This is a genomic window from Proteus sp. G2626 (assembly GCF_009915985.1).
Classification (GTDB): Bacteria; Pseudomonadota; Gammaproteobacteria; order Enterobacterales; family Enterobacteriaceae; genus Proteus; species Proteus vulgaris.
The window spans coordinates 129,290-144,058 of the sequence record NZ_JAABNH010000025.1 but is presented as its reverse complement, the minus strand read 5'-3'; the positions used below and the strand labels follow the sequence as shown (position 1 = coordinate 144,058).

General features: G+C 40.9%; 16 protein-coding genes. 7 read left to right on the top strand and 9 right to left on the bottom strand.

Annotated features, from left to right (window positions below; all coding sequences use genetic code 11):
* Window positions 1–4: 4 nt before the first annotated feature.
* A complete protein-coding gene (gene bioH / locus GWJ05_RS10470) occupies window positions 5–778 on the bottom strand; it encodes a pimeloyl-ACP methyl ester esterase BioH (RefSeq protein WP_036933772.1) in 774 nt (257 codons plus the stop codon).
* Between the two features lie 36 nt (window positions 779–814).
* Between bioH and gntX the strand changes: the two genes are divergently transcribed.
* From gntX to glpD, 6 genes are all read left to right on the top strand, one after another.
* Window positions 815–1,507 carry a DNA utilization protein GntX gene (gene gntX / locus GWJ05_RS10465; protein WP_087803709.1) on the top strand — a complete coding sequence of 231 codons (693 nt, stop codon included), beginning with the start codon at window positions 815–817 and terminating at the stop codon, window positions 1,505–1,507.
* A gap of 60 nt (window positions 1,508–1,567) precedes the next feature.
* The gene (nfuA, locus tag GWJ05_RS10460; protein WP_036933770.1) at window positions 1,568–2,146 is read left to right on the top strand and encodes a Fe-S biogenesis protein NfuA; all 579 of its coding nucleotides are present in this window, start codon (window positions 1,568–1,570) and stop codon (window positions 2,144–2,146) included.
* 179 nt (window positions 2,147–2,325) lie between these two features.
* Entirely contained in the window at window positions 2,326–2,652 is a 327-nt protein-coding gene (gene glpE, locus GWJ05_RS10455; protein WP_036933768.1) for a thiosulfate sulfurtransferase GlpE, read from the top strand.
* 19 nt (window positions 2,653–2,671) lie between these two features.
* Window positions 2,672–3,511: a rhomboid family intramembrane serine protease GlpG gene (gene glpG, locus GWJ05_RS10450; RefSeq protein ID WP_087803711.1), complete on the top strand. Its 840-nt coding sequence runs from the start codon at window positions 2,672–2,674 to the stop codon at window positions 3,509–3,511.
* Window positions 3,512–3,549: 38 nt separating this feature from the next.
* Window positions 3,550–4,308: a DeoR/GlpR family transcriptional regulator gene (locus GWJ05_RS10445; RefSeq protein ID WP_006534541.1), complete on the top strand. Its 759-nt coding sequence runs from the start codon at window positions 3,550–3,552 to the stop codon at window positions 4,306–4,308.
* Window positions 4,309–4,594: 286 nt separating this feature from the next.
* Entirely contained in the window at window positions 4,595–6,088 is a 1,494-nt protein-coding gene (gene glpD, locus GWJ05_RS10440) for a glycerol-3-phosphate dehydrogenase (RefSeq protein ID WP_161681403.1), read from the top strand.
* A 126-nt stretch (window positions 6,089–6,214) separates the two neighbouring features.
* Here glpD and GWJ05_RS10435 read toward each other — a convergent pair whose 3' ends face one another.
* Window positions 6,215–6,568 carry a DUF488 domain-containing protein gene (locus GWJ05_RS10435; RefSeq protein WP_036933761.1) on the bottom strand — a complete coding sequence of 118 codons (354 nt, stop codon included), beginning with the start codon at window positions 6,566–6,568 and terminating at the stop codon, window positions 6,215–6,217.
* Window positions 6,569–6,845: 277 nt separating this feature from the next.
* On the opposite strand from GWJ05_RS10435, the gene metF reads away from it, so the two are divergent.
* On the top strand, window positions 6,846–7,745 hold the full coding sequence (gene metF / locus GWJ05_RS10430) for a methylenetetrahydrofolate reductase (protein ID WP_036933759.1): 900 nt from the start codon (window positions 6,846–6,848) through the stop codon (window positions 7,743–7,745).
* Between the two features lie 46 nt (window positions 7,746–7,791).
* Here the strand turns inward: metF and GWJ05_RS10425 are convergent, their stop codons facing one another.
* The 7 genes from GWJ05_RS10425 to GWJ05_RS10395 form a co-directional block, all read right to left on the bottom strand.
* A complete protein-coding gene (locus GWJ05_RS10425; RefSeq protein ID WP_161681402.1) occupies window positions 7,792–8,382 on the bottom strand; it encodes a DUF4291 domain-containing protein in 591 nt (196 codons plus the stop codon).
* Window positions 8,383–8,638: 256 nt separating this feature from the next.
* Window positions 8,639–9,643, bottom strand: a complete 1,005-nt coding sequence (locus GWJ05_RS10420; protein ID WP_036933755.1) for a LacI family DNA-binding transcriptional regulator — start codon at window positions 9,641–9,643, stop codon at window positions 8,639–8,641.
* Window positions 9,644–9,700: 57 nt separating this feature from the next.
* The gene (locus GWJ05_RS10415; protein WP_036933752.1) at window positions 9,701–11,218 is read right to left on the bottom strand and encodes a tripartite tricarboxylate transporter permease; all 1,518 of its coding nucleotides are present in this window, start codon (window positions 11,216–11,218) and stop codon (window positions 9,701–9,703) included.
* Window positions 11,219–11,237: 19 nt separating this feature from the next.
* Complete coding sequence (locus tag GWJ05_RS10410; protein WP_036933749.1) at window positions 11,238–11,699, bottom strand: tripartite tricarboxylate transporter TctB family protein; 462 nt, start codon at window positions 11,697–11,699, stop codon at window positions 11,238–11,240.
* 61 nt (window positions 11,700–11,760) lie between these two features.
* Complete coding sequence (locus tag GWJ05_RS10405; RefSeq protein WP_224215404.1) at window positions 11,761–12,735, bottom strand: tripartite tricarboxylate transporter substrate binding protein; 975 nt, start codon at window positions 12,733–12,735, stop codon at window positions 11,761–11,763.
* Between the two features lie 20 nt (window positions 12,736–12,755).
* Window positions 12,756–13,808, bottom strand: coding sequence for a sialidase family protein (locus tag GWJ05_RS10400; RefSeq protein ID WP_087803716.1), 1,053 nt, complete (start codon window positions 13,806–13,808; stop codon window positions 12,756–12,758).
* A gap of 22 nt (window positions 13,809–13,830) precedes the next feature.
* Window positions 13,831–14,760, bottom strand: a complete 930-nt coding sequence (locus GWJ05_RS10395) for a dihydrodipicolinate synthase family protein (RefSeq protein WP_036933742.1) — start codon at window positions 14,758–14,760, stop codon at window positions 13,831–13,833.
* Between the last annotated feature and the right edge of the window lie 9 nt (window positions 14,761–14,769).

Sequence of the window (14,769 nt, the reverse complement as noted above, 5' to 3'; positions counted from 1 at the left end):
ATAACTATGATGCTATTTCACAAGCCTCAATTAACGCTTGAGTAAATTCATCAGGATGTGAAATAAACGGTGCATGAGCCGCATTACGGAAAATAACAGAAGGTGAATGTAGATAAAGAGTATCTAATAATCCGGCCACTTTTCGAGGAACTAAACCGTCTAAATAACCGTAAAAACGGATAAAAGGACAACTCAACGTTTTCAATTCTTCTCGTAAATCCTCAGTACGCAGAATTTCTAATCCACCATTAAGCACCTCAACAGAAGGGAGTGGTTGCTCTAATACCACTGATTTTAATGCTTTCATATCTTCACGGGCACTTTGTGTGCCCAATGTTTGCAACGCTAAAAAGCGCTCAACTGTGCGATGAAAATTCTCATTTAGTTGCTGTTCAAATCCTTTCAAAACCTCAGGTTTGATACCCGGCCAATCCTCATGAGCACCAAAGCAAGGTGAAGAAGCCACTGTGATCAATGCTTGCACATTGTTGGGGTTATCTAAAACAACACGACTAGCAACTAATCCGCCTAAAGACCATCCTAACCAAATTGCATTATCAGGGGCTTTTGCAAAAACAATTTCTGCCATCTCCTTTAATGTAAGAGCAGGAAAACCTTGGCTACGACCATAACCCGGTAAATCAACGAGATGAAGTGTAAAATGCGAGGTTAATCTCGGTATTAATGATTGCCAGATCTGTGCATTCAGCCCCCATCCGTGCAGCAGCACAAGATCTGTTTTTCCTTCACCGATTGTCTGCCAATACAATTTATTCATTGTTATGCTCTCTTCTCTTTTACAGGGATATTCATTATGTGGATAACAATAGCAGGATATTGTTGGTTATGTCGTCAACCCTTACATTATGATACTAAAGGTATTTGTTCGAGTTGCATTCGACATCTACCAACACAACGAAATCGTTGTCCTTGCTGTTTATATCCATCCTCTCATTCTATGATTTTATGTGGGCGTTGCTTACAATCCCCCCCTCCATGGAAACAGATGTTGACAGTCACAGATTATCAACCTCCACTAAATAAATTATTACACCTTTATAAATACGCTCCTCGCCCTCAAATAGCCTTATGTCTCGCACGACTTTTTTTATTGCGATGGCTTTCACATCGGCGAGAAAACCTAGTGCAAAAACCGGATAGCATTATTAGCGTTCCTTCACATCGCCATCGCCGTTGGTCTAGAGGCTTTGAGCAAGTAGAAGCTATAGCTAAGCCTTTGGCTAAGTGGCTAAATTGTGCTTATCAACCTGATACCCTGATAAGAACTCGTGCTACACTGGTGCAAACGCATCTTAATGCCAAGCAAAGGCAACAAAATTTAAAACATGCATTTGTATTAAATAACACAGTGTCGGTATCAGGGAAAAATCTGGCACTAATTGATGATGTTATCACTACAGGTGCGACATTAAATTCTATCGTACCCTTGTTATTTCGTGCGGGAGCACGCTCTGTTGAGGTATGGGCGATTTGTCGAACCTTGTAGTTAACCGCCAATTGGGCGTATGATAACCAACCAGAACAGTCAACTATTGAGCAAGACGATATGATTACTATTACTGATGCCGCACAGGCGCATTTTGCCAAACTACTGGCTAACCAAGAACCCAACACCCAAATCCGTGTATTCGTTATCAATCCAGGCACACCTAATGCTGAATGTGGTGTTTCATACTGCCCACCGGATGCTGTAGAACCAAACGATACTGAAATTCAATTTGAGAAACTGTCTGCGTATGTTGATGATATCAGTGCACCTTTCTTAGAAGATGCTGAAATCGACTTTGTTACTGACCAACTAGGCTCACAATTAACCCTAAAAGCCCCTAACGCAAAAATGCGTAAAGTTGATGCTGATGCACCGTTAATTGAACGCGTTGAATACGTATTGCAATCACAAATTAACCCTCAATTAGCGGGTCATGGGGGTCGCGTGAGTCTGATGGAAATCACTGAAGATGGCTATGCTATCTTACAATTCGGTGGTGGTTGTAACGGTTGTTCAATGATTGATGTCACCCTAAAAGATGGCATCGAGAAAGAACTGTTAAACCTGTTCCCTAATGAATTAAAAGGTGTGAAAGATTTAACTGAACACCAACGTGGTGAACACTCCTACTACTGATCCTTCAGTATCAAATCCCCTATGATACTCACCTGCATGGATATCATGGGGGATTTTTGTATTAAAATAATCATTTACAAAGAGTAACGTCATCTTTACCCATTTGGCGCTATGATAAATGTATCGTTCTCTCGCTCAGAACAAATAAATTAATTAACAATATAATAAATAAGACAATTATGGATAAGTTTCAATTTCTAAGTATTGAACAAGCCTATCAACTTTGGGTATCTCAATCGGCCGTTTTAGTCGATGTGAGAGATCCTCAAAGTTATCGTGCTGGTCATGCGACAAATGCATTTCATCTCACCAATGAAACGCTAAATCAATTTTTACAAGATGCTGACTTTGATGTTCCTGTTATGGTGATGTGTTATCACGGTCATAGCAGTCAAGGTGCGGCTCAATATCTGGTTAATATGGGCTTTGAAACCGTTTATAGCATTAATGGTGGTTTTGAAGCATGGCAAAGAGAGTTTCCACAAGCGATAACATCTCTGCAATAACGACGGATGAGTTTTGTCAATGATCCACATTATTACGCTTTCCAACCCTCAAGCTGCTGATTTATTTGTCAATTATATGGCAACAAAAGGTGTGCGAATTCATGCAAAAAATGAAAATCAGCAAATCTCACTTTGGTTAGAAGACCAACATCAGTTGGAAATGGTTGAAAAAGAACTTAACACGTTTCTACGTGAGCCTTTTCACCCGCGCTATCAAGCCGCAAGTTGGCAAACAGGCAATCCACAAAATACGGGTATAAAATATCGCCCTACTTTTTCGATAAAAAATATGGTGCAACAATCAGGCCCATTAACCGTACTGGTCATTATTTTATGTATCTTGGTTTTTATCTGGCAACAAGTGGTTGGTGACTATAATGTCATGCTATATCTAGCATGGCCTTATGAAGAGAGCTTAAACCTTGAAGTCTGGCGCTATATTACTCCGGCATTTATTCATTTTTCACTAATGCATATCGCCTTTAATCTTGCTATGTGGTGGTATCTCGCAAGTCAAACAGAACAGCAATTGGGCACGGGTAAATTATTTGTGATCATGCTCGTTTCTGCGCTCTTTAGTAATTGGGCACAATCCTTGTTTACAGATTCCAACTTTGGCGGGCTATCTGGTGTTGTTTATGCATTAATTGGCTATGTTGGCTTAACGGGAATACGTCATCCCGAAAAAGGTATCGGTGCTCCAACAGGCTTAATTGTCTTTTCGATTTTGTGGATTATTGCAGGTTATATGGGCGTTTTAGGTGACTCTATTGGAAATGCTGCACATTTTGCAGGCTTCCTTATCGGCTTATTGATGGCTTTGTGGGATAATCGACATCAATTATCTCGTAGATCATAATAAAATGAACATGATATTTTTAACATTAGGGGACACCTGTGAAGCAAACGCAACGACATGATGCCATCATTGAACTGGTACGCCTGCAGGGCTATGTCAGCACTGAAGAGTTGGTGGAGCATTTTGAAGTCAGCCCACAGACCATCCGACGTGATTTAAATGAATTAGCGGAAAAGAACAAAATCCAACGCCATCACGGTGGTGCTGCATTACCGTCAAGCTCAGTAAATACCGCTTATCATGATCGTAAAATTATGTGGTCTGATGAAAAATCACGAATTGCACAACGCGTGGCGAGTTTAATTCCTGATGGCGCAACACTGTTTATTGATATTGGCACAACGCCTGAAGCCGTTGCGCATGCACTTATTAATCATAAAAACCTCCGTATAGTGACTAACAACCTTAATGTAGCAACGTTACTTATGGGTAAAGAAGATTTTCGTTTGATCCTTGCGGGTGGTGAAGTACGCACACGAGATGGGGGGATTGTCGGTGAAGCAACACTTGATTTTATCTCTCAATTCCGTCTTGATTACGGTATTTTAGGGATAAGTGGTATTGATATGGATGGCTCATTGCTTGAGTTTGATTACCACGAAGTTCGCACTAAACGCGCAATTATCGAAAACTCACGCTGTGTTATGTTGGTCACTGACCATTCTAAATTTGGGCGTAATGCAATGGTGAACTTAGGCAATATGAATCTGATCGATTACTTATTTACCGATCAAGAGCCACCAGCAGGGATCCAAAAAATTGTTGAACAGCACAACGTTCAACTCGAATTATGTTAATTAAATAAACGCCCTCGAAAAGTACCTATCCAGGTACTTTTTTTATCGACTCACGGTCAAACTCGATTAACCCCTTCTATTCTCTCTCTTTTCTATTAATACATTAACAATGTTGCTTATTTCCAATAAGCACACAAGTTATGTGGATATGATAATAAATTGTTATCCATATCACGCGGTTATGTTTTTTATCAGTTATATAGTTGGCATTTTCATCAAACTTCATTACAATTATGAGCGAAAACGAACATTAAAGAATTGTTTCGCGCATTCGTAGGAGGATGTTATGAAAACTCAAGACTTGATTGTCATCGGCGGCGGAATAAACGGCGCTGGAATTGCGGCGGATGCAGCTGGCCGAGGCCTTTCAGTACTTATGCTGGAAGCTCAAGACTTAGCAAGTGCGACATCTTCCGCGAGCTCTAAACTGATCCATGGTGGTTTACGTTATTTAGAACACTACGAATTCCGCTTAGTGAGTGAAGCACTGGCAGAACGTGAAGTGTTATTGCGCTTAGCACCACATATCGCATTTCCTATGCGTTTTCGCCTGCCACACCAACCACACTTACGCCCAGCTTGGATGATCCGCATTGGTCTATTCCTTTATGATCACCTCGGAAAGCGCGTAAGTTTACCAAGCAGTAAAGGCATTAAATTTGGCGCAAACTCTGTTTTAAAACCAGAATTAACGCGCGGTTTTGAATATTCAGACTGCTGGGTTGATGATGCACGTTTAGTGGTATTAAATGCGCAAGAAATCGCCCGTCGTGGTGGTGAAGTGCGCACACGCACGAAAGTCACCCGCGCTTGGCGTGAAAATGATTTATGGATGGTAGAGGCTCAAGATTTACGTACAGGTGAAACATCTCGCTATCAAGCCAAAGCCTTAGTAAACGCGGCTGGCCCTTGGGTTAAAACCTTATTTGATGAAGGTTTAAAACTAAAATCACCTTATGGTATCCGTTTAATTAAAGGTAGCCATATTGTCATTCCTCGTGCACATAACGAACCACAAGCATATATCTTACAAAACGAAGATAACCGTATTGTCTTTGTTATTCCGTGGATGGATGAATTCTCTATCATTGGTACTACCGATGTGGAATATAAAGGAGACCCGAAAGATGTGGCGATTGATGACAATGAAATTCAGTATTTACTGAAAGTCTACAATGATCACTTTAAGAAACAACTGACGAAAGAAGATATTGTTTGGGATTATTCAGGTGTGCGTCCATTATGTGATGATGAGTCAGATTCACCACAAGCTATTACGCGTGACTATACATTAGATGTTCATGATGACAATGGTAAAACACCACTGTTATCTGTATTTGGTGGTAAATTAACGACTTATCGTAAATTAGGTGAACATGCTGTTGATAAATTAATCACTTATTTCCCTAACATGGGCAAAGCGTGGACTAAAAATGGTCAATTACCCGGTGGTAATTTAGAAGGCTGTGATCGTGATGGTTATTCACGTTTGATTCGCCAACGTCATCCATGGTTACCAGAAGCCTTAGCGCTACGCTTTGCGCGTACTTATGGTAGCAACACTGAATTTCTACTTGAAGGCGTTACTGATTTAACAGGAATGGGCGAAAACTTTGGCCATAATCTGTATGAAGCTGAATTACGTTATTTAGTGAAACATGAATGGGTTATCGAAGTAGATGATGCTATTTGGCGTCGTACTAAACTCGGCATGTGGTTGAATGACGAACAAAAACAACGTATTAGCCAATGGTTAGTGGAAAATACTCAAAATTCATAAGAGTAGTAATAACTATTCTCTGACTCTGTTCGATGTTTTTATTAGCAATTTTTGTGGCGCCGAATACCGCGCCACTTTTTTTTACTTTTTTCATAGCAAGAAAATCAATATACAACCCGTTAATGACTATTTAAGTTGTTTTTCTAAAAAAGCTTTTAATACCGTTGCATTATTTTGTTGCTTATCTTTGCCTGAATAAAGTAATACCAATGGTTGCTCTTTAGCTATTGCAATAAGCGATTGCCAATGCTCAGGTGTAGCTATTAATTCTTGCGTATAACGTTGCGTAAATTCAGCAAAATCTCCACCACCGCCATGAAACCATTTTCGCAGTTCAGTCGAAGGCGCAACACCTTTATTCCATTCATCATAATGAAAATCTGTCTTTTTCACGCCTCTTGGCCAGAGCCTATCGACTAATACACGATAACCTTCATGCTCACCGTCTTTATCATCATAAACACGTTTACAAGTGATCATATTGCTCCTCATCAATACATTAATTAGCTTTATTGTAGAAGAAAAATCAGAAGGCTTACCTCTTAATGTGCTTGTTTTTATCATAAAGCAGATTGCAACATGAAGCTTTCTCTCATTCCGATTGAATTATCCTCATCAAAAACAAGGTGAATAATTGTTGACTAAATAACCTAATTAAGAGAATCTACATCTAGACGTCTAAATGGTTAGATGGGTAAGTGAGTAGTAATACTTAAATAAGAATAACAACACAGTAAAAGATTGATGAGGTACAGGTATGAGCTTTTATCACGCAAGCCAACATGAAGCATTAAACCAAAATCTTGCTGAATTAGATGGCCAGATCCAAGTTTCATTTGAATTTTTTCCCCCTCGTACTGAAGAGATGGAAAATACCCTTTGGCAATCTCTTGCGCGTTTAAATACCTTAAAACCCAGCTTTGTTTCTGTGACTTATGGGGCAAACTCTGGCGAACGAGACAGAACGCACTCCATTATTAAAGGGATCAAAGAACGCACAGGGTTAGAAGCTGCACCACACTTAACCTGTATTGATGCTAGTCGTGAAGAGCTACAACATATCGCACAAGATTATTGGCAAAGTGGTATTCGCCATATTGTCGCCTTACGAGGAGACTTACCCGATAACACACAAAAACCCGAGATGTATGCCACGGATTTAGTCCATTTACTTAAAGGTGTGGGTGATTTCGATATTTCTGTAGCGGCTTACCCTGAAGTGCACCCTGAAGCAAAAAGTGCACAAGCGGATTTAATTAATCTAAAAAGAAAAGTAGATGCAGGAGCTGATCGCGCCATCACTCAGTTTTTCTTTGATGTCGAAAGCTATTTGCGTTTCCGTGACCGCTGTGTTTCAACGGGTATTGATGTCGAAATTGTGCCAGGAATTTTACCGGTGACTAATTTTAAACAGCTCAAGCGCTTTGCAGGTTTAACCAATGTTAAAATTCCGGGATGGATGAATAAAATGTTTGATGGATTAGATAATGATCCTGAAACGCGTAGTCTGGTAGGTGCTTCGATTGCAATTGATATGGTGAAGATCTTAAGTCGTGAAGGGGTAAAAGATTTCCACTTTTATACGCTTAATCGTTCAGAGTTAACCTATGCTATTTGCCATACGCTAGGAGTTCGCCCTGAGCTTGTTAGGGCATAAATCGGCACAATACCCCGCCAATAAAGCGGGGTGACATTCTGATGAGTTACTCACCAAAGTGATAGGGTTTTTCTACTGGCAATAGGCTGTATGCAGTATCGAGATCACCATTCGCAATACACGCATCTATTTTATGTACCTTATCAGTAATATCCGTAATATTTACAATCCACTCTTTACAATGTTTTTCAACTGCTTGATTTCGTAAACCAATTTGGATAGTACGGTAGCTGAGTCGATTGAGGTAAATATCGCGTTCAGGATCCCACTGAATGCGGATATTACTCGTTTCTGAAGCCTCTTTCCACGCTTCAGCACTGACATAGCGATCTGGGTCAAAATGACTTACAACGCCTTGTGTCAGCATCTCTTGAAAGCCTTCATGCGTAATATCAACTGCAAGAATAGAAGCTTGATTAGCGTCTTTACGTCCCCATCCAGAGCGGTACATCATCCAAAGAAAGGAGGGTTTAACCCACGTCATACGGGTCATACTAAAAGGGGGCGAAACAAATGTTCCGTTTGCGACTGCGCTCTGAGCAATAGTATTAGAATAGGCTTGGTAAACACGAACAAAATCATCCGTATAATATGCCCTTACTTCACACTCAGGACATCGGTCAACATCATCGTTCATCTTTCTTTAATATCCTTTTATATTAATAAAATGGAACTATTCGCTTAAATTATGAGCCTCTGATTACAGATAATCAAGAGCCCTTATTTTTGTTAAGGCGCTATCAATAGAGTAGCGTGCATTTATAAAAGCAAAAAAAAGAATAACAATAAAATGAACAGACTAATGTTCCTATTGTGTTTTATTTATACAGTGATGAGTCAATTAATCTTGCTATATTACTCACAAAGTGAGGCGAATAAGCAATTTAATTGACTCACTGGGTAGAAATTAGACGCTCGATAAGCTGTGTTTTTATCAATGCAGGGGATTTAACTGCGGTGCCTGCTATCTTTGCAGACATTATTTCAAAGGCTTTTTCGACCAATAAAGCCTCATCTTGCTTCATTGACCACACATTATTAGGTAAAAAACTTAACATCACATGGTCATCGAATGTACCAATATGAAGATATGCCGGAATAACGCCTTCACGTTGACGAATAACACTTAATAGGCCTTCAAGAATAGGCAGTGATGAGGCAATAAAATGAGACGGTATTTGCTGATGTTGCTCTAAATACTGTTTCATCATCTGTTCACCATCTTTAGTTGTATTATGTTCAGCATAAGAAACCGTTACACGACTATCATCGCCATAATGCCCTTTTATTGCTTGTACATAACCTCGTAAACGCGCTGCAATGGTGGGCAGTAGCGCATCTCCCGCAAAAAAATGGATTGGCGCATCTTGCTTTATCATCGCTCTTGTCAGTTGAGCTCCACTGTCGCAGTTATCTGATGCCACACAAATAGCATCACTCACAGAAAAGTCTCTATCTAAGAAAACGAGAGGTTTTTGACGATGTTTAACATGGTGTAACTGATTTTTTCGGCTGGATGAAACAATAAAAATACCATCAACGTTGCGTTCATCCATTGATTTAACAAGTTTATTTTCATTTTTGATATCACCATAAGTACAACTAATGGTGAGTTGGCAACCAATTTGGTGACAATGCATCTCCAGCTTTTCAGCTAGAGCAGCAAAAAATGGGTTAGAGAGACGAGGGACAACTAATCCATAAGTATCTGTTTTATTAAGTTTTAAGCTTCTTGCTGCATGATTAACGGTATAACCAAATACCTCAACATAATCCGCTATTTTCTTTTGCGTTTTTGCACTGATCCGGTATTGATCACCTTTGCCATTTAATACCAATCTGACTGTGGTAATAGACAAATTCAGGTCATTTGCAATCTGTTCAACTGTTTTTGCCATTAATATTCCATCATTGATATTGTTGCCCTCATCTTAATGATGAGGGCCAGTTAACCTTTACTGAGCAGGTTTAGCTCGGCATTTCTTCCACATTGTTTTTAACGAAGGTCCAATAATTGGCAGGATCAACGTCAATATTGCAATACCTAAAAATGTCGCAGTAATTGGGCGTGTATAGAGAATGGATAAATCCCCCTGAGACATCATTAAAGCACGACGTAAGTTTGATTCTGCCATCGGCCCTAAAATAATCCCGATAACCACCGGAGACATGGAAAAGTCGAGCTTTATCATAATATAAGCTAACAATCCCGCACCCATCATTACAAATACATCAATGATGCTATGGTTTACAGAATAAGCACCAACACTACACAATACAAAGATAATAGGCACTAATACACGACGTGGCACATCCATCACTCGAACAAAGAGCTTCATACATAAGAAACCTAAGATACCGAGGAAAATATTCGCCACCATTAAACCAATAAAAACGCTGTTTACTTCAACAGGATTGTCAGTAAAAAGCTGAGGCCCTAATGCCAATCCTTGAACCATAAATGCCCCCATAATAATGGCAGTTGCGCCATCACCTGGGATACCTAAGGTCATTAAAGGCACCATGGTTCCACCTGTTACTGAGTTTGCACCCGCTTCTGGCGCTGAAACACCTTCAGGTGAACCGTGACCAAATTCTTCAGGGTGTTTAGACCAACGTTTCGCTTCGTTATAAGAGATAAATGATGATATATCTCCCCCCGTTCCTGGAATTGCGCCAATCGTTGTACCAATGGCTGATGAGCGGAAGTACGTTGGTAACACACGTTTAAAATCAGCCCATGTTGGTAATACACGGTGAATACGCGCATTAATTTTTTCACTCTTCTTCTGTTTGCGCTCACGGTACTCTTCTTCAAAGCTAATCAAACCTTGAGAGAAAGCGAACAAACCAACCAAAATAGGAATAAACGAAACACCCCCCATTAAATAAACGGTATCAAAAGTAAAACGAGGCCCTGATGTCATCGGATCAAGTCCAATGGTTGCAATCACAAGCCCTATTGCGCCACCCATTAATCCTTTCACAATCGATTGCGATGATACACTGGTAATAATACTTATGCCAAATACTGCAAGTGCAAAATACTCAGCTGCAGAGAAACCCGTCGCCACTTTTGCCAATTGAGGGGCTATCACAATTAAGGCAATCGTACTAAAGATCCCCCCAAACATAGACCCCATTGTGGATAAGCCCAGTGCTCGTCCTGCTTCTCCTTTTTTCGCCATTGGATAACCGTCTAATACCGTTGCAGCAGAAGCGGGAGTACCCGGCGTACTAATCAAGATCGCGGTAATTGAGCCACCATACACGGCACCACAATACATTCCTAATAACAGAAGTATTCCTGTCATTCCTTGGAAGGAGTAGGTTAATGGGAGTAGCAATGCAATACCCATATTCACTGTTAAACCGGGTAATGCGCCGATAATAATACCCGCGAACACCCCTAACAGGATCATCGTTATCGTTTCCAGAGTGAAAACGACCATTAAAGCGTCTAATATTTCCATCTCAAAGCTCCTTTACCGCTTATTCAAAAAAGACGGAAGTTGGCAGAGGTGAATTAAAGATAATGTCAAAGAAGACATAAACGGCAGCAACCATCACAACGGGAATAACAACCAATGCAATAGGTTTTCTTTCATTCATCAGCCACATAATGACTGGGATAAGAAGCAGTGACGGAACAATAAAACCAAAAAAGTGCAAACCCGTGGCATAGACCAACATAAAGAGGCCTAAACCATAAGCGCGTTTAACTGCAGTAGAACTTAGATCAACAGACTTATGTACGTGTTTAATTTTATCAACCACAATACTGATCCATTGAAAAATCCCCAGTAAAATAAATAAGATGGCTAAACCATAAGGCCAGAAACGTTCCCCTGGTACACCATAATCATCAAACATGCTCATATCACGGGAGAGATAGATAATAAGTGCCCCGAAAGCCACTGAAATCGCACCGATGATTGTATTGATTTTTGTCATGTCGGGATCTCCCCGACCCTACCTGCCGTAACAGGTAGGGTGGTTTATAATAATAGAAAAGTTATTTTTTCAGGGTTGCTGAAATTAACTCAGCATACATCTCGTGGTCTTCTTTCATCATTTGGTAAGCATCATCACCAGTGATAAATACAGGCATAATACCTTGTTTTTTCAGTGCTTCTTGATACTCTGGTTTTTGAACAACTTCAGAGAATGCACCCACTAACTCATTTTTCACGTTATCTGGTACGCCTGCTGTTGTTGCTAAAACGGCCCAAGCACGCATTTTCACGTTAGTATCTAATTTCAGCGCTTCTTTAAAGGTTGGTACTGCTGGGAATAATGGGAAACGACGCTCATCCATTACACCAAGAACGCGTAAAATACCCGCATCAACCTGAGATTTAACCGCACCTGGTGTGGTCAACACGCCATCAATATGGTTACCCACTAATGCTGCGATTGAAGGGCCTGTCCCTTCGTTATAAGGAATATGATTAAATTTAGTACCTGTAGTACGTTCGATATTCACACCTGCTAGATGGAAAATTGCGCCCATACCTGAGTTACCCACTTTTAACTTACCTGGGTTTGCTTTAGCACCATCAATAAACTCTTGTAACGTTTTATAAGGTGAATCGGCATTAACAACTAATACCACAGGATCGGCAATTGTTGTTGCAATTGGCGTAAAGTCTTTATAAGTAACCGGTGATTTACCTTGATGTGGGAACATTGCTAATTCAACGGTAGTCATCACTAATTTCGTACCATCTGGACGTGCATTTGCAACTTCAATTAGCCCTGTTAAACCATTACCAGCGGGTTTATTGACTGGCACGAAAATACGGCCTGCCGGCATCACATCTTTAGCAAATTCAGTAATAGTACGCGCTGAAGTATCAGTACCACCACCCGGATTTTTCGGGATAATGACATCAATATTTTTTGTAGGATACGTTAACTGTTGGGCAACTGCATTCCCCATGCCCAGTGTCATCGTAATCGCCAACGCTGCGAGTAGACTCTTTTTCATAAAACCCTTTCTCCACATTTTTATTGAGTAGCCATTAGTTGCTGATAAACAATGTTTTTTCGATTCCAAGTAAAGGTCACGTGTAGGGTATTGTTTTCAGCAACAATAGCCGGATATGAAAATTCGCCTTCCCCATCGAGTAAATCGAATGGTTCAGACCAAGTACTGCCATTATCGGATGAAAGACTGACAGAGATGGGATAACGACGGCTCCAGTTACCTGAATTCGGGTTATACACCAATGCCAGCTGACCATCTGCGAAGGAGACGACATCAATGCCGCTATTATTATTTGGTAATATTGTTGCATAAGCCGGACACCAATTGCGTCCATAATCCGTTGAGTCGCTACGATAAATAGTACCGCGCGTACTCCGCATCATGGCATGCACATGCCCAGGCTGGGATTCCCATAGTGTTGGTTGTATCACGCCATCCCATTGAAAAACACGTTGTAGATCAGTCTCCCATAAGGCATCATCCTTTAAACCTTGCCAGATTTCATGTTCCGTTTGCCCACCTTTATGATGTTCAATCGGAATATCCACTCGCAACCAGTGTTGGCCGTTGTCACTCGATATATCGACAAACGCATCCCAGAATTGGTCATCCTCAACCGAACCTGGTGCCAACCACTCGCCATTCGACATCACTAACACTTTATTTTTCACAGGACCTCTAGGTGCTACATCACCAGAAACCAATTCACTCGGTAAACTCCAGCTATTTCCGCCATCCTTCGAGATAACGTATTGGGTCGTCCAACTATGTACATCGGGACCCGTTTTATAAAACAGCCAGATATTACCTGTTGATGGGTCAACATGTAAAACTGGATTCCAGTGCGCAACACCCGGATTTTTAACAACAGGTTGAGCGTGTTGCCAATGATCGCCCTCTTTTAGCGCCAGCCAGATAGCGGTATTACCGCTACCTTCTTTATCGCCAGCAAAAAAAGCGGTTAACAAACGCTCAGAGTTAGGCACACGCACAATCGTTGAAGCATGGCAGTGATTAAAAAGTGAATGCGCATTATCAAGCACAAACTGGGTTTCCTTCATCACGAAAGGCATATTCCTACTCCTGTGTCCTAAATTAATCTAACGAAAGCCACTTCTTCATATTTTCACCTAATGCAGTCATGCTATTGACGGCAGAAGGGAAAAATGAGTTTTCAAACTGACTGCTGTTACGGGAACGGCAGACTAGAGTGCTGAAATTACCAATCAGGCGCTGATGATATTTAGCGCATGCTGGATAATCCAGTGTTTCGGTCATCGCTGCTGTTGATAAATAATCAGCTAATACTGCAGCCTGCTCCGGTTTATCCTTCCAATTTTCATAAAGCCAAACATAAAGCTCTGGATGGAAGTTAGCCATAACACCGCTATATGCCTGACATCCTGCTTGGAATGAAGCTAATAGCGTTTGGCTATTGGCGTTTGCAAGGTGCAAGCGAGTTCCTTTTGATAATGCCAAACGACGCTCTATCATGGGTAGAGAACAGCAGGTGTCTTTAATAAAAGTAAAGCGATTACTTTGCGCACACCACTCTACAATCTCTTCAGATAACAAGCGTTTGTAAGGATGAGGGCATTCATAAATGCCCAAATCAATCTCTTTTGGTACCACATTGGTTAAGACTTGCAGTGTTTCCAGCGCTTTATCATCTGAATCACCAATAAGCGCTAAGCGATTACTGATCATAATGACGCCATCGACACCTGTACCCGCCATTGCCTGCAATTGTTCTTTTTGCTGACTTAATGCGGTTGCAGTATGACCCGAAGCCACTACAGGTACTCTTCCATCTGCTTTTTCAACGATAAAGCGGGTAAGTGCTTGAGTTTCCTCATCACTTAAATAAAACATTTCGCTTGATTGGCAGGCGGCGAAGAGTCCATGTACACCAGAATCGATATACCAGTCTACAAGGCGCTCTAACGACGCCCAATCAATCTCCCCTTTGGCATCAAAAGGGGTTAGCATAACAGGCCAAACACCGACGTATTTTTGCTGGCTCATCATCAATTC